Below are 21,100 nucleotides of genomic sequence, written 5' to 3'. Positions count from 1 at the left end.
GCGTTGTGAAAACATCACAGCGCTTTTTCATATATATTTTTTTCCTTTGAGTTTTTCCGGCAAAAATTCTTGTTGCGCGTTCTCCTCATCTGTTGCCAGCGGTGTGTATTTATAATTTTTGCCATAATTTAATTCTTTCATCAGTTTTGTCGGCGCATTGCGCAGGTGTAGTGGCACCGGCAAGTTTCCTTTGTCGCGCACATCCTGCATCGCCGCAGTATACCCTTCGTACACGGCGATGCTTTTTTTACTCTTTGCCATATAGACAACTGCTTGCGCGAGATTCACGCCACATTCCGGCATTCCGATAAATCGACACGCATCATATGCCGCCACGGCTTGCGGGAGCGCAAAAGAATTTGCCATGCCGACGTCTTCGGAGGCAAAGCGCACGATGCGCCGCGCAAGGTATAGCGGATCCTCTCCGCCCTCCAGCATCCGCGCGAGATAATAGATCGCCGCATCCGCGTCCCCGCCACGCATGGATTTGTGCAGTGCGGAGATGAGATTGTAATGTTCTTCCCCATTTTTGTCATAGAGCAAATTTGTCTTTTGGATCGCTTGCTCGATGTGTTTTTTGAGAATGGTGTTTTTTTTCTTTTCCATTTGCGCTAACTGCACAGCGACTTCCAACGCATTGAGCATCGTACGCGCATCACCATTGGCAAGTGCACACAGATACTCTGTCGTCTCATCGGAGATCGTGATCTTTTTGCGCCCGAAAAATTTTTCACTCCTTTCCAAGACATTCGCAACGATCTTTTTGAGCGATGCAAGAGACAACGCCTCCAAAACAAAAACCCGTGCGCGTGATAGCAATGCGCCGTTTACCTCAAAACTCGGGTTTTCCGTCGTTGCGCCGATGAGTATGATCGTGCCATCTTCCACGCTCGGCAAGAACGCATCTTGTTGCATCTTGTTAAATCGATGCACCTCATCGATAAAAAGGATGGTCTTTGTCCCCAAGCGCGCATAACTCCGCGCATCCTCAATCGCCTTACGCACATCTTTTACCCCGACGTTGATCGCGGACATTTGCACGAAATGCGCCGCCGTCTCATTGGCGATAATCCGCGCAAGCGTGGTTTTTCCCGTCCCCGGCGGACCCCAAAGGATCATTGAGGGGACCTGATCTTTGCGGATCAGAGAATGCAAAACCGCACCATGCGAAACGAGATGCTCTTGTCCATGGAAATCTTCAATTGTCTTAGGACGCATGCGCTCCGCCAGTGGTGTGTATACTGTCATATGCACCCATTATGACACATCCCCGCGCAGTGACAACTCCGTCGTCAAAAACACACCTTGTCAACTCACGCATCAAGCCGTATAGTAAATATAGTTTTATGGAACAAAAAATCCTTACAATTGATGATGTATTTCGTGCATTCAAAACACCGCTCGGACATAACGGACGCAAGCTTATTTCACAGGCCTTTGAATTTGCCGATGCTGCGCACAAAGATCAAATACGCGTAAGTGGCGTGCCCTATATCCAACATTGTCTTGCTACAGCGAGAATCCTTGCAAAGCTCGGTATGGATGCCCGCACTGTCGCCGCAGGACTCATGCATGATATTCCGGAGGACACACCGGAAACCCTTGTGACCATCACCAAAAAATTCGGTCCGGATATCGCACAAATGATCGAGGGCATCACCAAACTCGGCAAGATCAAATTGCGTGGCACGAAGGAAGAATACAAACTGGAAAACTGGCGACGCATGTTTCTCGCAATGGGATCCGACATCCGCACTGTCATCATCAAACTCGCAGACCGTCTGCACAATATGCAGACACTGGAATACCTTCCTGCAGAAAAACGCAAGCGAATCGCCAATGAAACAATGGAAATCTACGTCCCCATCGCAAACAGACTCGGTATCGGAGGATTGCGCAGTGAACTTACCGATCTCTGTTTCATGCATCTCCACCCCGATAAATACAACAGCACAAAGAACATCAGCAAAGAAAAAGTCAAAGAAAAAGAATTCTACGTACAAAAAGCGATTCGTGAACTCAAAAAGGCTCTCAAAGACGAAGGGATCACCGTCGTTGATGTACATGGTCGTGCAAAAGGCATTCACAGTCTTTATCAGAAATTATTGCGCTACGACATGGACATCAATCGCGTCTATGATCTGATCGCCGTACGCGTCATCGTCAAAGACATCGCCGCATGTTATGAAACGCTCGGCATCGTCCACAAAAAATACCATCCGATGATCGGCCGCATCAAAGACTACATTTCCCTCCCAAAGCCAAACGGCTATCAATCGATCCACACGACAGTATTTGGTCCTGATGGGCGCGTCCTCGAAGTGCAGATCCGCACACAAAAAATGCACGACGAAGCAGAATTCGGTATTGCCGCCCACTGGCTCTATGAATCACGCAAAAACAAGAGTTGGAAGGATTATTTCCTCCCCAAAAAAGACGAGGTTTCAAAAAAAGAAGTGGAATGGGTGATGCAACTCCAGGAATGGCAGAAAGAACTCGGCAATAATCCGGAAGAATTCATCGAGGGGTTGAAGGTGGACTTTCTCAAAAATCATATTTTCGCTTTCACGCCGATGGGCGACATCATCGAATTGCCTGAGGGCGCGAGTATCGTTGATTTTGCCTATGCCATCCACACCGATATCGGCAATTCAGCAACCGGCGCACGCGTCAACGGCAAAATGACCGCCCTTGACTCCACAGTACACAACGGGCAGATCATTGACATCATCACGGATAAAAACCGAAAAAAACCAAATGCCGATTGGCTGGACTTCGTAAAAACATCCAACGCAAAAGGCGCGATCCGCCGTGCGATCAAACGCACACGGACGTAATATGAGATCATTTTTTAGCATAATAAAAACCCCTGCAAAAAATTTGCGGGGGTTTTGTGTTCTCATTGATCCGCCCCTAGCTGTTAGTACGAGCAGGTAATTTATATGCTGCTCTGAATATTTGGAGAAATACTTTATCCATATCCAAGGTGATCTCCATGCTATTGCACACCTTCGTGAGAATTCCTTGGACATCTTCCTTATACTGAGCGAAACTCAATATTCCATCAAGAGCTTCCGTTCTATACTGTTTCATGTTGCCATCGCAAAAAGAAAACCACGACCACCAGTCTTCTTTTGTCTTAAAAACGGCACATGCATGACGCATGATCTCGTCATCACTCAAGGCATATTCGCCAAGCAGGACGGAATCATAATGATAGAAGATATTTGCACAGATCTCGTCAGATGTGGTCGCTGTTGCGAGCCACTGGCGCACGATAATTGCCAACTCCGCACCATGCACACCCCGTTGCCTCGCCTCAAAATACTCTTTTTCCTTCTCTATAAAAGGCATATTTTGGTATCCGCCCATAGCTTATCCTCCTTATATGATCATATGTTTTTTGCTTTTAAATAACTTTTTGCTCTACTGGATCAACAAAAGACTATACCACAGTTTCTTAATCTTGTCCAGACCAGAAAACCATCCTTCCTATATAGGCATAAATGATCACATATCCGTATATTTTAGAACTCATATGGATTCGAAACGGATGTTGACATTTGTCATTCCCGTCGGCAATTCCACCATTTGAACAACAAGTGCCCCTTTAGTATTTCCATCGAATACCACGCTCACCGTACCGCCGTTTTGCACGGTCAACAATGTGCGCTCCGTCAACCCTTGTCCGCTAAAAGCTTGCCGATAAAAATCCAACAGCTTCGCACTACTCATGTTTGTCTGAAAGTTGATTGCATCACCTTCTGATTGTTCTGTGAAATTCTCCACTTTCTCCGGCAACGGAAATTGTGATGAGATCTTTTGACCGCAACCAACGAGAAAAAACGACATACTGATAACACACAGGAGACCTATAATTTTTTTCATAAAATTATGTTAATTGATTATACTAATTTTAAACGTGTGAGAATATTTTTTAATTCTTCTTCTGAAAAATATGATACCGTGATATTTCCTCCGCCATTGCTTTCACTCACACGTACACGCGTGCCAAAATACCGCGTCAATTGATCTTCCAGTCGCCGTGCATGCGGTGTTTTGTCACCGGTTCTACGCATATGTTTTGTTTGCTCAGCGAGATGCGCTTTATCCTCCGCCTGTCGTACGGTAAGTTTTTGCGCAAGGATCATGTGATAGAGTGCCAGCTGTTTTTGTGGCATCGTGAGACTGAGGATCACTTTGGCATGTCCTTCCGTGATCTCCCCCGCGATCAATCCTTTTTGCACTTCGATCGGCAAACCTGTCAGTCGCATACGATTGGCAACCGTCGGTCGACTTTTGCCGGAACGTACAGCGATCTCTTCTTGAGACAAGCCAAACTCATCCGCAAGACGATTATATGATTTTGCCTCTTCGATCACATTGAGATCATGCCGTTGAATATTCTCAATAAGCGCAAGCTCCAATTTCCTCTGATCGCCGAGATTGATGTCCTGTTTGATAATTACCGGCACAGTTTCACATCCCGCTTTTTTAGATGCGCGCAAACGACGTTCACCGGCGATGAGTTCGTAATGATCTCCTTTGTGAATCACGATAAGCGGTTGCAAGACGCCATGTGTTTTGATCGAGTGTGCCAACTCGTCCAGTTTCTCCTCATCAAAATACATGCGCGGTTGTTGCGCATTGGCGCGCACCATGCCGATCGGCACGTCTTTGACAAAATCACGATCATCATCAATACGGTCTTCTGTTTGTTTGTGTGTCGACGCAGATGCACCATCATTACGCGATGTTCGAAAAGTCGGCTGCACACTGTGTGACGCGATCCTCTGCGGTTCGTTCTGTGATGATGTGTTTTTTTGTGGGATCAGTGAGGAAAGTCCTCGGCCCAGTCCATGCCGCTGTATCATAATAATTTTATTTTTCTAATGCAATTATTTCTTTCGCAAGAGCCTTGTACGCTTTTGCGCCTTTGTTGAAATTATCAAACAACGTGATCGACTGCCCAAAGCTCGGTGCTTCCGCCAGACGAATACTGCGCGGGATAATACTTTCAAAAACTCGCCCCGGGAAATGTTGCCGCATCTCACGCACGACTTGCCGCGCCAAACGATTGCGCCTGTCATAGAGCGTGATTACCGCGCCCATGATATCCAATTGTGGCTGTAAATTATTTTGCACCAATTGGATCGTTTCGAGCAATTGCCCCAATCCTTCCAACGCATAATATTCCGCTTGCACGGGAATGATAACACTATCCGATGCCACGAGACCGTTGATCGTGAGAAGTCCCAAGCTCGGCGGCGAGTCAATGATGATATAATCATAATCCATGCGAATTTGTCTGAGCACATCATATAGACGGAACTCACGATTTTCCATTTCCACCAGATCGATATTTGCACCGGCGAGATCTGCCGTTGCCGGGATCAAACTCAATCCTTCCATCCCCACGCCGATGATCGCATCGCGTACATTACCGCCACCCACCATTGTGGAATATAGACTATGTTGCACTTGTCGCAGATCAACCCCCAATCCTGATGAAGCATTGCCCTGCGGATCCAAATCCACCAATAGGACAAACTTGCCCATGTCCGCCAAATAACTTGCCGTATTGACCGCACTCGTCGTCTTGCCCACTCCGCCTTTTTGATTGATAAATGAAATAATTTGTGCCATTACACGTAATTTAAGATTAAAAAGCCACACGGAAAAACCCCGTCTTGATTTACTACAATAATTATACTATACTAGCACAAGTACTCCAAAAATTAGACTGCTAGACGAGTAGAAAGGTAGACATGTAGACCTCACTATTTACTTTACAAACTTTATACTTTCTACTTTATAAACTCAATAAAATGCCTCGGTGGCGGAACCTGCCTGCCGGCAGGCAGGTTGGTAGACAATATTATAACAATATGGCATATTACGTCTATGTTATTTCCAGCAATACAAAATCGTATATTTATGTTGGCATAACAAATAATATCCAACGAAGGATGGAGGAACACAACTGTGGACAAAATAAAACCACAAGGCCGTATGCACCATTTAATACTGTTTTAACAGAAAAGTATAACGATAGACCGACTGCACGTTTGCGAGAAAAGTTTCTCAAAAGTGGCTGTGGCAAAGAGTGGATAAAACGAAACATAAAATAATTATGCCTCGGTGGCGGAATTGGTAGACGCGCTGGACTCAAAATCCAGTATTCGCAAGGATGTGAGAGTTCGAGTCTCTCCCGAGGCACCACAAATCAAAAAACAGAGTCATTCATACTCTGTTTTTTGTCATCTTCATATACTTATAATCAAACACCCCCCTATCTCTTTTGTCCGTATTTTACCTAATTATCCCACAATTCCATAAACAATATGACTTTCAATGTTTCCTCATTTGTCGGCCAATAATCATATGTTGTATGTGGCGGAACAGTCAAAACGTCCCCCGCTTCTACATGGACATTTTCTCCTCCAATGTTAAATTCTCCTGCACCGCTTAGAATATAATATACTCTCTCAACACTTCCCGTCGCGACTTCCCCGTGGATCCCATCAAGCTCAGCATAAACAACTGATTGATAGTTGTCCTTCAAATCTTTCAGTTTATAATTCCAACTCCTCACATGATCCCAATCTGCTCGACTGGCTTCAATTTTTTTGATTTTCATTATATTAATTTAATGATCTCATGGATCGCGGACTCCAACTTAGATTTCAAATCGTTTTCATCTTTGTAGCTGATAATCGTGGTGTCTGGCATACCTTGCGCCAATTTGGTGACAGACTTATTCTCATCGATCAACAATATTCTTTTGAGTCCGAGACAGTACGACATGCCGATCTCGATGCCCACACCGTGACTTCTCTCCGACACATCAGCAATGATCAGATCGCTGTCTTTGATATTGGAATGATCACGATGAAATATTTCATCCGGCGTGCCACCGATCTCAAACACAAAAGACTCTATTCCGTTACTTTCTACAACGGACTTGATCGTGGGCAATAAATGTAATTTATCCCGAGAGTGCGTGCATGGACATGTGATATAGGCTTTCATAACATGTAAAAATATCTTATAGCCTTTTTTTATAATTCTCTTTGCTTCTGTGCCAATTCTACCGCGTTTTCCAGCAAACATGCAATCGTTACCGGACCGACGCCACCGGGTACCGGCGAGAGGATAATATCGCGGTCTTTACATGTTTTTTGTGCGATATCGCCCATGATCTTTTCCCCCTTCTTACTGATCCCACCATCAATGACGATCGTGTCGTCTTTGATCAAGTCGCATGATACGAACTCCGGCATACCGGCCGCTGTCACGATGATGTCTGCGCTGTTGATCAGTTCTTTTTCTTTTGGAGAAAAGTCCTTTTTGTCCACACAACGGATAAACTGCGTTTCACACCCACGTTGTACGAGCGCATGCGTCATCACACGATCGAACACATCACTCTTCCCCAGCACCACAGCATTTTTTCCCCTCAGATCATCACCGCACGAATCGATCAAACTCATGATCGCACGAGGAAAAACCGGAAAAACACCTTCCTCATCTGCGAGAAATTTTTCTTGATTGACCCGATGAAATCCGTCCGCGTCTTTTTGCGGATCGATCATGTTTACGATCTCATCTGCATCCAAATGATCCGGGAGCGGTAATTGTACGATGATCCCATGCGTGTCAGGATCCGCATTGAGAAAATTGATACTCTGCACGATCTCATCTCGCGGCGTGAGCGCTTCACAAAAATACGTACGCAATTCAACACCCACTTCCTTGGCGGCTTTTTGTTTCAATTTTACATACAGATGTGATGCCGGATCATCCCCCACGAGCACCACGGCAAGCGCAGGCGTTAGATCTTTGTTTTCAATCGTTTCTTTCACTGTAAGAAGTTTTTGTACAGCGATCATTTTTCCATCAATTAATTTCATACAAAAAATAATATAAAAAATACAATTGCAATGATCATGCGATACACGCCAAACGATGCAAAAGAATGTTTCTGAATATATACCAAGAAGAATTTGATCCCCAGTATTGCAGTGATAAATGCAGTGATAAAACCGATTGCAAGCACGTGTGATTGTGAAGCGGAAAAAGATGACACATTTTTCACCAGATCAAGACCCGTCGCGGCAACCATTGTCGGCATTGCCAAGAGAAATGAAAATTTCACGATCGTCTCACGCTTGAAGCCCATCACAAGTCCGCCGATAATTGTCGCCGCAGAACGCGACACGCCGGGGATCATGGCGATTGACTGAAATACGCCGATCGCCAGACATTTTTTATAAGAAATGGTTGCAATATCATTGAGAGCATCAGATTTTTCAGTGTGCCACTTTTCAAACAAGATCAGAAACAATCCGCCAAAAAACAACGCCCCGAGGATCACCGCATCATTATCCATGAGATATTTTTTGACCACATGATAAAAAACCACCCCCAACACGCCCGTCGGGATAAATGCCACGATCAATCGCTTGAGTATTTCCACATTCAACAACTGTTTCCAATACAAAGCAACCACCGCCAGAATTGCACCCAGCTGAATAATGATCTCAAAACTCTTCATAAAATCCGTCTGTACGATGTGCATCACGTGCGATATGAGAATGAGGTGTGCTGTCGATGAGATCGGCAAAAACTCCGTCACACCTTCGATGCAACCCAATATCAATGCCTGTATCCACGTCATATCGATCATAAAGTTCTTATAAAAATTCATGAACTCTGCATCACAGTATATCCCCTTTTATCAATGCGCGCAATGTAAGTAACTGTCTAACATCTCAACGCCAAAAAATGGCTTGTCGGCTGAAATGCCAAAATTTCGGCTGCAAAAAACGCAAGTTTCGTCGGGTTATCACCCGATAGCCCTCCTTCAACTTTCGTTTTTTTCGCTCGAAATTTTGGCATTTCAACTCGACATGAGATATTATACAGTTACTAAAGACTCACCTACGTTTACATGCCATTTAACAGGGTTGCGTCTATTCCACCGTCACACTTTTTGCCAAATTGCGCGGTTTATCCACATCATATCCTTTTGCACAACCGGCATAATACGCCAAGAGTTGAAGTGGCACAACCGTCACAAGTGGCATGAGCATTTCCAGCGTCTTTGGCACAATGATCACATCATCCGCCACTTTGATCACATCAACAGCATCATGCGTCGTCACTGCAATGACTTTACCACCTCGTGCACGAATCTCCGCAATTGCCGATGACGTCTTTTCATATACGCTATCATACGGCGCGATCACTACGGAAGGGAAATTTTTATCGATCAGTGCAATCGGACCGTGTTTCATTTCGCCGGATGCATATCCCTCTGCGTGAATATAAGAAATTTCTTTGATCTTGAGCGCGCCCTCCAATGCGATCGCATAATTATATTTTCGTCCCAAATAGAACATGCTGTGTGCATCACGATATTTTCTGGCAATTTTTTTGATCTTTTTTTCCTCCGCAAAAACCTCTTCGATCTTCCCGGGAATTGCACGCAACTCTGTCAATATCCTCCGACCCATTGTCATCGACATGTCGCGTTGCCGACCGAGATAAACTGTGAGGAGTGCGAGGATCGTCAACTGCGACGTAAATGCTTTGGTACTTGCCACACCAATCTCCGGACCGGCATGATTATACACGCCGGCATCCGTCTCACGCGCGATTGTCGATCCGACAGTATTGATAATGCCCAACGTCAACGCACCTTTGTTTTTTGCTTCACGAATTGCCGCACGCGTATCTGCAGTTTCTCCTGACTGTGAGATCGCGATCACCGCAGTTTTTTGATCAATAAGCGGTTTACGATAACGAAATTCCGATGCATACTCCACCTCCGTTGGAATGTTCGCATATTCTTCTAGCATGTATTCACCCACTAATCCCGCATGATATGATGTGCCACATGATACGATCACAATGCGATTGATTTTGCGCAATTGTTTTTCTACTGCAGAGAGTCCACCCAATCGTGCAAGACCCTCTTTGACGATCACGCGTCCGCGCATTGCATCTTCTACCGCATGCGGTTGCTCAAAGATCTCTTTGAGCATAAAGTGTGGATACCCTTCTTTTTGCGCTTCACTTTCATCCCAATCAAGCATGTATTCTTTCTTGTATTTTTTTTGACCGCGAAAATTCATGATCACATGATGATCCGGCATCACCACGATCATTTCCCCATCATCGAGATATAGTACGCGATCCGTATACGCAATAATTGCCGACGCATCAGACGCAATGATGTATTCATCCTTGCCCACACCTACAACAAGCGGAGAACTATTGCGTACTGCGATCAATTTTTCCGGTTCATCTTCATGTATGACCACCAAAGCATATGCACCGCAAATTTGCGCCAACGCATGCTGTACCGCCTCTTCAAAGTTATGCCTTTTACTTGCTTCATCGATCAAATGAGCTACGATCTCGCTGTCTGTTTCACTTGTAAATATATGTCCTTTTTTGATCAGGGAATTTTTCAATGATTGATAATTCTCAATGATCCCATTATGCACCACATGCACTTTACCACTTCTGTGCGGATGAGCATTCGCCACACTCGGCTTACCGTGTGTCGCCCATCGCGTATGTGCGATGCCGATCTGTGCACAGAGATCTTTGTCACCGATTTTTGTTTCCAAGGCAGACACTTTTCCCACTGCACGAAATGTTTTACATTTTTTGCCACTTATCACACAGAGTCCTGCGCTGTCATATCCACGATATTCCAATCGATGCAGTCCATCCAAAAGCACGTGTTGCGCTCTTTTACTTTTCCCGATATACCCGACAATTCCACACATAATTTTTGTATGAATGCTTACACCGACAGTATACCATCCCTCCCCTCCTTGATGAAACCTATTATGTATTTCAAAAAGGCTTATTTTACAAACCACACTTTACGGATGTTTTCAAAGAGATATACGGCAAAAGTTGTGACAACTACAACAATCCAATCCTGCCATACAATTGGACGCATGCCGAGATATGTCTGAAAAAACGGCACGTACATAAACATGAGAAGGATGCCAAATGAGATGCCAATTGATCCAATCACATATTTGTTTTTGAAAAATCCCAGCGCAAACGGTGATAATGTCTCACTGCGTGATTGCACGAGATTTGCCATCTGTGACATCGCAAGCACCGCATACGCTGCCGTCGTCGCCATCACATATACTTCACTATTCTCATCAAACGGTTGTCCATAGACCCACCCACTGCGCACCATTGACCAATAAAACGCAGTAGCCGCACCAACTGCCATAATACTTCCCAAATAGATCAGTCGTCGCACCCCTTGCCAACTGATGATCGATTCTTTGGAATTTGCAACCTTTCCACTTTGATGTGCTTCCGCCGGCTCAAGACTGAGTGAAAATGACGGAAAAATATCTGTTGCCAGATCAATCGCAAGAATTTGAATTGCCGTAATCGGCGATGGCAAATGAAATAATACACCGATAATTACTGTAAAAAGCTCGCTCACATTGGACGTAAAGACGTAGTGCACAAATTTGCGCAAATTGTGATAGATCGTGCGTCCTTCTTTCACACCGTGAACAATTGATGCGAAGCGGTCGTCCATAAGGATCATGTCTGCCGCCTGTTTGGATACATCCGTACCGATGATACCCATTGCCACACCGACATCCGCCTTCTTTAATGCCGGTGCGTCATTGACACCGTCACCCGTCATCGCAATCACCTGATGATGATTTTTGAGAATTGTTGCAATCCGTAACTTTTGCTCCGGAGCGATACGCGCAAATATCACATCCTTTTTCATTACCTTGCTATATACATCACGATCAGATAATTCATGCAACATTTTACCGTTGATCACCTCATACGTTCCCTCACCGTCAATCAGTCCGATATTGCGTGCGATTGCGCGTGCTGTAATTTCATAATCTCCCGTGATCATGATTACCTTGATCCCCAAATCCTTGCATTCCTGCACCGCTTGCGCAACGTCTGCTCGTGGCGGATCGATCATTGCCATCATACCTGTCCACGTCAAACCCTTTTCCGCTTCATCAAGATAATGTCGCGCGTCGACATCGTTGAGATTGCGATACGCAAATCCCAAGACACGCAATGCGTCAGCAGACATGGCATTATACAACTCCTTGATCCGCGTTTTTTGTTCTGTTGTAAATGGCACAACCTGATCATCTTGCACAATAAAATCACACAAGTCAATCATGACATCTGGCGATCCTTTGACAAAAGACATCGTGTCACGGTTTTTGTATACCACGCTCATGCGCATGCGATCAGAAGAGAAGGGATTCTCTGTAATTTTTGTTTCACCGATGCTATAATAATTCTCTTTTGGATTATATTTCTCTCCCGCAACAACAATCGCTCCTTCTGTCGGATCACCCACAACTGTACGTACGCCATCTTTCAGTATGATGTTTGCATCGTTACACAATGTACCAATCCGAAAAAGTAATTCCAAATTCTTCACTTGAGCAGGATTGACCACAGTGCTATCAATGTAAAAATGTCCCTCGGGACTATATCCCGTACCACTGACTGTGATCATGCGGCCATTGATCACAATATGTGTCACAGTCAACTCATTTTTTGTGATCGTTCCCGTTTTATCCGTACAAATGATCGATACTGATCCGAGTGTTTCTACAGCACTTAATTTTTTGGCTAAAACTTTGACAGAAAGAAGTCTCTTCATCCCAAGTGACAATGCCACAGAAATAGCAGCCGGAAGTCCCTCTGGCACAACAGATACTGCCAAAGCCAGTGCAAAAAGAAAACTATGGTATGCAGACATTTCAAAATAATTTCCGATGATCATCACACATGTGCCAATCGACACAGCAACAATCGTAATATTTTTACTGAGCCTTTGCATCTGCTTTTGCATCGGTGTCGGTGCTTCTTTGATCTCCCCGGTCAAGTGTGCAATACGCCCCAATTCCGTTTGCATGCCCGTCCCCGTTACAATATATCGCGCCTCTCCCGTTGTGATCGTCTCTCCCATAAAAAGCATATTGTCGATATCGGCAAGCGCCACATTTTCCCCATGAATCGTTTTGACAGATTTGGCCTCCGGCTTGGATTCTCCTGTAAAAATAAAGCTGTTCACCTTGAGATCATAACTCTCCACGAGATAACCATCCGCCGGCGCACGATCACCGGACGACACAAAAACCACATCGCCTGGCACGAGAAAACGCGCATCGATCTCCTGTTTTTTACCGTCACGAATCACTTGTGTCTGATCGGTTGTGAGCTTTGTAATGCTTTCCAAAATCTTCTCCGCTTTGAATTCTTGTAAAAATCCAATAATTGCGTTGATGCCCACAATAATAAGAATGATGATCACGTCACGCGTTTCACCAAAGAAAAAAGCCAGAATTGCAGCAACAAGCAATATCCATACGAGCGCATCTTTGAACTGATTGACAATCAATGCGAGCCATTTCCAACTCCGTTTTTGCGCAAGTTGATTGCGTCCATATTGCTTGAGTCGCAATTGCACCTCTCCTGCAGTAAGCCCACGATGTTCCGACGTGCGAAATTCACTGGCAATCTCCTGCACCGTATATGCATAGATCTTTTTTTGTTGTTTTTGTATCATAATAACTTTTTTATTTCTTCTCCCAGTATACCACAAACAAAAATAGCCATATGCGTTTTTTTAATATTATTTAATGTGTTGCGATATGACATGAAATTTTCAATCATCCTCAAAAAGACAAAACCCTCTCACCATACCAGTGCGAGGGTTCTCCTTTTGTCATCCCAGAAATTCCTTTTACATCTCCACATCGCATTTTTTACGGTCGCGTTTCGATCATGCGACCCTTGGAACAATCTGCATCAGAATTGCATGTACTTTTGCATGCCTGTGCTGTATTTGCCGCTTGTGGCAATGCCTGACATTCCCCCTGACTTCTGCACGAACGTGCAGTACACATCGTGCTGATCGTTCGTCCCGGATGGTATGATATTTTCGGCTCATTGCTGTCATTAGTGCGATTGTGGTCATTGTCAAACCAGCATTCGGCAGGATAAGAACGACTTCCCGGAAATACAGGGATCAGACCTGCTGCAGGATCGCTATTACAGACAGTTATTGCACCGTTACTGCTATCAATAGCACAGCAGACATTTGGACACGTGACGGTTGCCACAGCATTATTTGGATTGCCATCAGAGTTAAAATATACGTATGGCTGGAGATCGACCGGCATAGTTGTAAGACATGATGGCGCTTCACAATTTACCGCAAGCGACCCTGATTCTACGCTGGTATGCGTGCATGTCCAATGCCAATTACCTCTTGCGTCAAATGTGACCTCACTTGACGTGCTATCCGCACTACAAAGCCCCGGATCGGTCGGTCGATTATTTACTAATACACCGTTATCGGGTCCACATGACGGCATCGTGTATTCACATTTTCTCACATCAGTACACGATGTCACTTGTTGCCATGCTGTATCCGCTGTGAGACCTGCATTGTCATCTGTGCACCATATCGCACCTTGCGGTGGATTGCCACCGGTACAAGAATACGATGGCATGATATATTCACATTTTGTCGCATCAGTACACGATGCCACTTGTTGCCATGCAGTATTAGCTGTAAGACCTGTGTCATCGCCTGCACACCACATTGCGCCTTGTGGTGGATTGCCACCGGTACAAGAGTACGATGGCATCATGTATTCACATTTTGTCGCATCAGTACACGATGTCACTTGTTGCCATGCAGTATTAGCTGTAAGACCTGTGTCATCGCCAGAACATCTCAAAGCATCTTGTGGCGGTGTACCCGTACAGGTATATACAACAGGTAAAGCACGATATGCTACACACCACGCTTGAGAGCCCATTGCATCGGTACACTGCCACCCGGTACTACCCCCTTGTGCCGGGAATGCTGGAGAAGCGGGAATAGAATATCCTCCGCCACAAAACGTACCAGTTCCCCACGCTGTATCAGTTGCGAGATATGTCCTCCCATTTAAGGTGCCACACATTACCGTGATTTTGCCTGCACCACACCCTTGACTTGATCCCCCGCCCGAACCACTGCACCACCAAGACCATCCATCCCACAATGTAGCCACTCCCATGTCCATAACAGTCCCTGCTGCACATAAACCATATGTTGGTTGTGTTTGATAGCTACCACCATTTGCTGGCCCGCACACACCATTAACTACTGGTGGCGGTTTTGTCGCTGAACAATTTATTACTTTGAGACTATAGGGGCTCGCTTGACATGTCCACTTCCATTTAGAACCAACAAGCGTAACCGCACTTGCACCATTACGCCATTCACCACACAGTGGTTGAGGTCCCCATGTCGCAGCATAGTTCGCAGTGGTGGCCACGGGCGCAGTTGTAAATGTTCCACCATTTGCAGTACCGCATTTTGGGAAATTGCAGTTACCACACGGTTCATTGACACATTGGTTGCTTCCATCATAATAAAAGCGCTTCGTATTTCCACTGGCACACCAACCGAGATCCTCATAATTGCCCGTACACCATGCACGCGCATTTTCTGTGCCGATCAGTACTCCGACAAAAAGAATACTGACAAATAATATTGCGCCAAAGATATTGCATTGTTTTTTGATGATCATATTTTTGTATGTCATAGAGTTATTTAGTATCACGCAAAAATGTTCTCGTATCCAATACTACACCATCCTTTCCGCGGATCGTTGCCACGATAAAAGGATTGGCACATTCTCTTGTTGCATTCATTACAATATTTGTATCAACGATCTTTTCCGTACTGAGATCAGTGATCTTTTCTTCTGCCAGACAACTTTGACCTGCTTGATTGCGCACATCGATCTCTGCAGTTAATTTTTCATTTTTTGTGCCACCGAGTCGTGCGCCATCAAAATTGTCCGCTGAACCGCCATAGGATATCGTTGCTGTGATCGGTGTGTTTTGCGCATAATGATCGCTGTCCAGTGTTGCATTGAGAATGCGTGCGCTTTCTCCTGCAATGACATAGTGAAAGTATGCCATGTTTGAGATCTGTGTGCCGGAAGTATCCGTGAGATAAAGACCGACATCATATGCTTGTGGCACAAGTGCCTTTGCGATTGAGAGAGAAATGTTTTTTGTTACATCTGCATCAAATGAAACCGTGCTGAAAGTTAATCCTTCCTGCTCCACAGACTCGTTTAATTCATGCGTGATAAAAAAGTTTTTAAATTTTACATTGGTAGTCACTTCTTTATCAAAATGGTTTTTTACAGTGCAGGTGACAATGATGTTTTCGTCCCTTTTGATATCAACACCTTGTCCATTGGCGTGATTGATATTTGGATCTTCTCCTTCTACTTGGAGAAAACATGTATCTGGAAGGATCTCAAGAAAACCGGTGTTTTGACTTTGTAAATTGACATTGCCCACGATAAAAGAATCGATCTGATTACCGGATTCTGCAAGATAATTCACAACCAGTACATACTTTCCATCAAGATAATCCGGCGCAACGTATGATATGTTTTTTGTGATAGATTTTCCATCATTTTTGCCGATAATGATGTGATCATCATAGCTCTTTGTATCCATCGGAGAATCTCCCATAATCTCCCCATTGTCACTGACTTTATAGAGGAGAGCAACATACCTGATACTGGAAATGCCAGGTTTGTCTCCACCATTAAATACAAGGTTTAGTGTAAATTCATTGTTGTTTTGCGAAATGAGAGAAACGCCATTTGGCTTGAATTGATTTGCGATATTTTCTTTGTTATTTTTGTGGGCGATAAAAAAATAGGTGGCAAAAAAAGCCACAATAGCAAGCGTTCCTATTGCGATCATTTTGATCTTTGTATTTTCCATTTTTTTAGATTTATTTTTATGATGACATTATATCACTTTTTTTAAAAAAAAGAAAAACCACTGTCGCATATGTATGCAACAGTGGTTTGATATTATCGTCCATTCACGACAACATCAATCAACTCTTTCATCTTCGAAATATTAAATGGTTTCTGCAAAAATATCTCCTTATACTCCTCAGGCAGATTTTTCGCATATCCCGATGTAATGATAAATTTTACGTTCTTATCATAGTTTCGCAGTTTTTCTATGAGTTCCAAGCCACCCATTCCACCAGGAATCGTGAGGTTTGTAATAACCAGATCAAAACACTTCCCTGTCTCACACGCGCTTTTGTACAATGGAAGTGCCATTGATCCATCGACAACTGATTCACAACTATGCCCAAACGCGTGTAATATTTCCACCATCAAATCTCCATTGGCATCCTGATCCTCCACGTGAAGTATAGAGAGGGATCTATTGCGACCCTCTTTTTCTTTTACCACTACCACACCCAATTCTTTCGATGTGGTGGCGGGTAGATAAACATGAAATGTCGTTCCTTCACCAAGAGCTGATTCCACGCTGATATATCCTCCGTGTTCTTTGATGATAGAATATGCCACCGTAAGACCAAGTCCTGTGCCTTCTCTTGAACCTTTTGTTGTGAAATATGGCTCAAAGATCTTTGAAAGATATTTGTGTGCAATTCCTATACCAGAATCTTGTACAGAGAATTGCACATACTCTCCCGGATTAATCAATAACTGATTTTCTTCATCGATCTTCACATTTTTTCCAACGACACGAATAATTCCTCCGTTCGGCATCGCATGACTTGCGTTGATCAGGAGATTTTGAAAGACCTGCCCGATCTGCTTTGGATCTACAAAGGAATCCTTGAGATCGTTTGCAAAATCACAATCACAACGACTTGGTGAATTGGAGCCAAGTACCAAACTTGCGGTTTCCCTGATCACTCGCGCAACAGAAGTTACCTCTTTGACTGAAACGCCCCCTTTTGCAAAAGTACGTAACTGTTGCGTCAAAGCCACAGACCGTTGTACTGCCGTCATGATGCTTTCCAGATGTCTATCAGCATCTTTTAGACCATTCATTTTGAGCATTGATGCATGTCCTTCGATGACCATGAGCAAGTTATTGAAATCATGTGCGATTCCTCCTGCCATGACACCGATAGATTGCATCCGTTCTTCTTGTGATCTCTTTTCGTCCAATTCCAACCGATCGGAAATCACTCGCGCCACACCGAGAACTTTTTGTTTACCTCCTTCCACAAATGGCACGGCGACAATTTCCACCGGCACGTCCGCATTGTCCTCATCTATTTTTCGTAAATGATAGACTTGCGGAGATAATACGCGTTGTGTTTTGATCGCCAGCTCGATTCTCCTGCGTGCGATTTTCTGATCATCATCACTTAAAATTTCGGAAAAATGTACATTGCCACGCCTCTCCATTGGCACGCCAACCAAGTCATGTGCCACTGCATTGGCATAACTGATCCTGCCATCATCTTCGATCACAAAAACAAGATCATGCAAAGCGCTGAGAATCCTATCAAGCTTCTCCTGACTGTCTCGCAGATCATTTTCCGCACAATATTTTTGTGTGATATCTTGCACGAGAGAATACACTGATAAAATACATCCAGTCCGCTCCTTGATCGGTGTATTGATCCATTCACAATAGATTATGCGACCATCTTTCGTGATGTTTTTAAAAATATTTTCTTGTCCAAGACCTCCTTTGAGCAAATTATCACCAACTGCCACGATTTTGTCCTGATGGCACACCGGCACAAGACACTTTGCATGCTTACCGATCATCTCCTGTGCGCAATATCCAAAAATCTCCTGCGCCTTATCATTCCATGACCGTACGGTAAAATCCAAATTCCATTCAATTACCGCAAGCGGTGTGTGTAAAAAATAGATCTCCAGTTGACTTTTGTTGCACGAAACTGTGTTTTCCTGCAGTTGCCTGATGATGTTTTCATGTTCTTTTTTTTCCTTTTCTCTTCTTGTACACAAGAATGAGATTATGACACCACTCAAGAGAGTAATGCCTAAAAAAAATTCACCTGTGAATGTCTCATAGCGATCATGGACAATCCAGGTTGCAATGCCAAAGACCATCGCACTTACCATAATGACGAAAATTTTTTTCTTCATCACATCTTCCTCCCGATGCTTCCCGCATCATTATATCGACAATGACCACTTAATAAATTTTCAGTTGTTAAAAAACGAAGAATGTGTATCCTACATCAAAAACACAAAAAAGTCAATGAATTGCAATAAAATCCCCCTTTATGAAAGGGGGATAGAAAATTATAGATCGCGTAATTGTTCAATAAGTCTTTTTTCTTCTCGCGACAATTTCGTCGGCACATCCACGACCACTTCAACAAGATGATCTCCGCGACCGATCCCACGTAATTTTGGCACGCCTTTGCCGCGCATACGATATATCTCGCCGGATTGCGTGCCGGAAGGAATTTTCATCTTTACGTCGCCGTCAACTGTCTCCACCATTACCTTATCGCCCAGTGCCGCTTGCGCAAAAGAAATATGTTTTTTTGTGCGAATGTCATTGCCGTCCCGCATGAATTTCCGATCTTGCACCACATGCACCGACACGATCAGATCACCCGCCATCGTACCACCCTCACCGATCTCACCGTGACCCGAGATCGCAATCGCTTGTCCATCATGAATGCCGGCAGGGATCTCCACTGTCTCGCGCACTTCCTCACGATAATGTCCGACACCTTTGCATTTTGTACATTTCTTTTCAAATGTCTTCCCTTTGCCATGGCATGTATCGCATATCACCGTCTGTGCGATCGTTCCAAGAATTGTTTGCATCCGCTTTTGGATGTGCCCACTCCCTTTGCATGTACCGCATGTATTTTCTCCACTTCCCGGCTCACCGCCTTTGCCATCACAATGACTGCACCATACGGATTTGTATATGGAAATCTCCTTTTTCACCCCATGGATCATCTCCATAAAACTGATCTCGACGTCAACTTGCACATCGCGTCCGCGACGACTACGACGACCACCCCCGCCAAACATCTCTGAGAAAATATCCCCCATCCCATCCCCGCCAAAATTGAATTCAAAACCCTGCCCTCCAGCGCCTTGTTGGAATTGTGAAAAGTCCCAGCCCGAGGCTGGTCCGCCTTGGGCGGAAAATCCGCCGGCATTATTGAACGTCTGACCAAATTGATCATATTGTGCACGTTTTTCTTTGTTTGACAACACTTGATAGGCTTCATTAACTTCTTTGAACTTTGCCTCATTGCCACCATTTTTATCGGGATGATATTTGTGCGCCATTGTCCGATATGCTTTTTTGATCTCGCTCTCAGAAGCACTCTTTGATATACCGAGAATGTCATAGTAATTTTTTGCCATATATTGCGTTATGGAATAGTAAGTTTAGAGTGATTTTTTGTATACACTACGGCACATCATATCACACAAAACAAAAATTAGCAATCTCATATCAAGAGTGCTAATTTTTTGAAGATCACACGTTGCAACAATTATGTGTGACCTTTGCTACATTGCAGGAGCACAGTTGTACTGTGCTTCATATATTTTTTGTACGAAATAAAATGAAAGGAGCAGGCTACAAGCCTACTCCTGCAAAAAAACTGCAAGACTACTGGGAACTTATGGATCCCCAATCGAGTTGGGGATGACAAGGGGAAAGTTGAAAATGACGAAAAAAAAGTTTTGCAGAATCGATCAACATGTCATTCCCGCGAAGGCGGGAATCCACAGTGACCGCAAAATCAAGGGATTTTATTGCGCACTCCTCACCACAAACCAATCAAAGATCACATCATCTTTTTTTGCTTCCGGGATACGCACTGTACATGCACCTTTCTCAACATCCGTCACGGTAAGTGTCACGTCCACTGCCTGATCGCCACGCACCGTCACAAACACCCTGCTATCCTCTGTGATGGCGGTTGTTTGTACTGTGATCTCTGTTTCATTTGCAGGAATTGTCGCTGTCCCCACAGATGCGGCATTGATCTCTTCTTCGTTTTCATCCGTTGTTGTGACGTTGTCATCGATGGTGAGTTTCTTTGTCTGCACATCCTCTGCAACGAGTGTGTCTGTTGTCATGATGCCTGTGATGGTGACATCACCTTCTTCTGTTGCGACAATAATTTTGTTTGGATCGATCGCAAGCATATCAGCCAATCGAAGTACATCATTTT

General features: G+C 44.3%; 18 protein-coding genes and 1 tRNA gene. 3 read left to right on the top strand and 16 right to left on the bottom strand.

Annotated features, from left to right (window positions below; translation table 11 throughout):
• Positions 1-27 precede the first annotated feature (27 nt).
• Positions 28-1,248 (bottom strand): replication-associated recombination protein A, encoded by a 1,221-nt coding sequence (locus WC819_06060; protein ID MFA5986880.1) that lies wholly within the window; start codon positions 1,246-1,248, stop codon positions 28-30.
• Positions 1,249-1,346: 98 nt separating this feature from the next.
• Between WC819_06060 and WC819_06055 the strand changes: the two genes are divergently transcribed.
• A complete protein-coding gene (locus WC819_06055; protein ID MFA5986879.1) occupies positions 1,347-2,837 on the top strand; it encodes a RelA/SpoT family protein in 1,491 nt (496 codons plus the stop codon).
• Positions 2,838-2,913: 76 nt separating this feature from the next.
• Here the strand turns inward: WC819_06055 and WC819_06050 are convergent, their stop codons facing one another.
• The 4 genes from WC819_06050 to WC819_06035 form a co-directional block, all read right to left on the bottom strand.
• Positions 2,914-3,372: a hypothetical protein gene (locus tag WC819_06050; protein MFA5986878.1), complete on the bottom strand. Its 459-nt coding sequence runs from the start codon at positions 3,370-3,372 to the stop codon at positions 2,914-2,916.
• Between the two features lie 162 nt (positions 3,373-3,534).
• Positions 3,535-3,888: a hypothetical protein gene (locus tag WC819_06045; protein MFA5986877.1), complete on the bottom strand. Its 354-nt coding sequence runs from the start codon at positions 3,886-3,888 to the stop codon at positions 3,535-3,537.
• 17 nt (positions 3,889-3,905) lie between these two features.
• Positions 3,906-4,874 carry a ParB/RepB/Spo0J family partition protein gene (locus tag WC819_06040; protein MFA5986876.1) on the bottom strand — a complete coding sequence of 323 codons (969 nt, stop codon included), beginning with the start codon at positions 4,872-4,874 and terminating at the stop codon, positions 3,906-3,908.
• A 7-nt stretch (positions 4,875-4,881) separates the two neighbouring features.
• Positions 4,882-5,646, bottom strand: a complete 765-nt coding sequence (locus tag WC819_06035) for an AAA family ATPase (GenBank protein ID MFA5986875.1) — start codon at positions 5,644-5,646, stop codon at positions 4,882-4,884.
• Positions 5,647-5,828: 182 nt separating this feature from the next.
• Here WC819_06035 and WC819_06030 point away from each other — a divergent pair, with 182 nt between their 5' ends.
• Positions 5,829-6,131: a GIY-YIG nuclease family protein gene (locus tag WC819_06030; protein MFA5986874.1), complete on the top strand. Its 303-nt coding sequence runs from the start codon at positions 5,829-5,831 to the stop codon at positions 6,129-6,131.
• 4 nt (positions 6,132-6,135) lie between these two features.
• Positions 6,136-6,222: transfer RNA gene (locus WC819_06025), tRNA-Leu, on the top strand.
• A 94-nt stretch (positions 6,223-6,316) separates the two neighbouring features.
• Here the strand turns inward: WC819_06025 and WC819_06020 are convergent.
• The 11 genes from WC819_06020 to WC819_05970 all read right to left on the bottom strand — a co-directional run.
• On the bottom strand, positions 6,317-6,640 hold the full coding sequence (locus WC819_06020) for an AraC family ligand binding domain-containing protein (GenBank protein MFA5986873.1): 324 nt from the start codon (positions 6,638-6,640) through the stop codon (positions 6,317-6,319).
• Positions 6,640-7,032 (bottom strand): nucleoside 2-deoxyribosyltransferase, encoded by a 393-nt coding sequence (locus WC819_06015; protein ID MFA5986872.1) that lies wholly within the window; start codon positions 7,030-7,032, stop codon positions 6,640-6,642. Before WC819_06015 ends, WC819_06020 begins: the two co-directional genes overlap by 1 nt.
• A gap of 29 nt (positions 7,033-7,061) precedes the next feature.
• The gene (locus tag WC819_06010; GenBank protein ID MFA5986871.1) at positions 7,062-7,913 is read right to left on the bottom strand and encodes a bifunctional 5,10-methylenetetrahydrofolate dehydrogenase/5,10-methenyltetrahydrofolate cyclohydrolase; all 852 of its coding nucleotides are present in this window, start codon (positions 7,911-7,913) and stop codon (positions 7,062-7,064) included.
• Positions 7,910-8,680 (bottom strand): undecaprenyl-diphosphatase UppP, encoded by a 771-nt coding sequence (gene uppP, locus WC819_06005; protein ID MFA5986870.1) that lies wholly within the window; start codon positions 8,678-8,680, stop codon positions 7,910-7,912. Before uppP ends, WC819_06010 begins: the two co-directional genes overlap by 4 nt.
• 295 nt (positions 8,681-8,975) lie before the next feature.
• Complete coding sequence (gene glmS / locus WC819_06000; protein MFA5986869.1) at positions 8,976-10,802, bottom strand: glutamine--fructose-6-phosphate transaminase (isomerizing); 1,827 nt, start codon at positions 10,800-10,802, stop codon at positions 8,976-8,978.
• A gap of 80 nt (positions 10,803-10,882) precedes the next feature.
• A complete protein-coding gene (locus WC819_05995; protein MFA5986868.1) occupies positions 10,883-13,612 on the bottom strand; it encodes a cation-transporting P-type ATPase in 2,730 nt (909 codons plus the stop codon).
• A 199-nt stretch (positions 13,613-13,811) separates the two neighbouring features.
• Positions 13,812-15,647, bottom strand: coding sequence for a hypothetical protein (locus tag WC819_05990; GenBank protein ID MFA5986867.1), 1,836 nt, complete (start codon positions 15,645-15,647; stop codon positions 13,812-13,814).
• 4 nt (positions 15,648-15,651) lie between these two features.
• Positions 15,652-16,854, bottom strand: a complete 1,203-nt coding sequence (locus WC819_05985) for a hypothetical protein (protein MFA5986866.1) — start codon at positions 16,852-16,854, stop codon at positions 15,652-15,654.
• 92 nt (positions 16,855-16,946) lie between these two features.
• The gene (locus WC819_05980; protein MFA5986865.1) at positions 16,947-19,031 is read right to left on the bottom strand and encodes a PAS domain S-box protein; all 2,085 of its coding nucleotides are present in this window, start codon (positions 19,029-19,031) and stop codon (positions 16,947-16,949) included.
• 159 nt (positions 19,032-19,190) lie between these two features.
• Entirely contained in the window at positions 19,191-20,282 is a 1,092-nt protein-coding gene (dnaJ, locus tag WC819_05975; GenBank protein ID MFA5986864.1) for a molecular chaperone DnaJ, read from the bottom strand.
• A gap of 393 nt (positions 20,283-20,675) precedes the next feature.
• Positions 20,676-21,100, bottom strand: a 425-nt coding sequence (locus WC819_05970) for a hypothetical protein (GenBank protein ID MFA5986863.1), incomplete at its 5' end; no start/stop codon positions are given.

The organism is Parcubacteria group bacterium, assembly GCA_041660065.1.
GTDB lineage: Bacteria > Patescibacteriota > Minisyncoccia > Moranbacterales.
The sequence above is the reverse complement of the archived record's forward strand: the minus strand, read 5'-3'. Positions and strand labels throughout refer to the sequence as shown.

Excerpts from the sequence above, each read along its gene's own strand:
- WC819_06060 (MFA5986880.1), bottom strand. The coding sequence starts at position 1,248 with ATGACAGTATACACACCACTGGCGGAGCGCATGCGTCCTAAGACAATT.
- WC819_06055 (MFA5986879.1), top strand. The coding sequence starts at position 1,347 with ATGGAACAAAAAATCCTTACAATTGATGATGTATTTCGTGCATTCAAA.
- WC819_06050 (MFA5986878.1), bottom strand. The coding sequence starts at position 3,372 with ATGGGCGGATACCAAAATATGCCTTTTATAGAGAAGGAAAAAGAGTAT.
- WC819_06045 (MFA5986877.1), bottom strand. The coding sequence starts at position 3,888 with ATGAAAAAAATTATAGGTCTCCTGTGTGTTATCAGTATGTCGTTTTTT.
- WC819_06040 (MFA5986876.1), bottom strand. The coding sequence starts at position 4,874 with ATGATACAGCGGCATGGACTGGGCCGAGGACTTTCCTCACTGATCCCA.
- WC819_06035 (MFA5986875.1), bottom strand. The coding sequence starts at position 5,646 with ATGGCACAAATTATTTCATTTATCAATCAAAAAGGCGGAGTGGGCAAG.
- WC819_06030 (MFA5986874.1), top strand. The coding sequence starts at position 5,829 with ATGCCTCGGTGGCGGAACCTGCCTGCCGGCAGGCAGGTTGGTAGACAA.
- WC819_06020 (MFA5986873.1), bottom strand. The coding sequence starts at position 6,640 with ATGAAAATCAAAAAAATTGAAGCCAGTCGAGCAGATTGGGATCATGTG.
- WC819_06015 (MFA5986872.1), bottom strand. The coding sequence starts at position 7,032 with ATGAAAGCCTATATCACATGTCCATGCACGCACTCTCGGGATAAATTA.
- WC819_06010 (MFA5986871.1), bottom strand. The coding sequence starts at position 7,913 with ATGAAATTAATTGATGGAAAAATGATCGCTGTACAAAAACTTCTTACA.
- uppP (MFA5986870.1), bottom strand. The coding sequence starts at position 8,680 with ATGACGTGGATACAGGCATTGATATTGGGTTGCATCGAAGGTGTGACG.
- glmS (MFA5986869.1), bottom strand. The coding sequence starts at position 10,802 with ATGTGTGGAATTGTCGGGTATATCGGGAAAAGTAAAAGAGCGCAACAC.
- WC819_05995 (MFA5986868.1), bottom strand. The coding sequence starts at position 13,612 with ATGATACAAAAACAACAAAAAAAGATCTATGCATATACGGTGCAGGAG.
- WC819_05990 (MFA5986867.1), bottom strand. The coding sequence starts at position 15,647 with ATGACATACAAAAATATGATCATCAAAAAACAATGCAATATCTTTGGC.
- WC819_05985 (MFA5986866.1), bottom strand. The coding sequence starts at position 16,854 with ATGGAAAATACAAAGATCAAAATGATCGCAATAGGAACGCTTGCTATT.
- WC819_05980 (MFA5986865.1), bottom strand. The coding sequence starts at position 19,031 with ATGAAGAAAAAAATTTTCGTCATTATGGTAAGTGCGATGGTCTTTGGC.
- dnaJ (MFA5986864.1), bottom strand. The coding sequence starts at position 20,282 with ATGGCAAAAAATTACTATGACATTCTCGGTATATCAAAGAGTGCTTCT.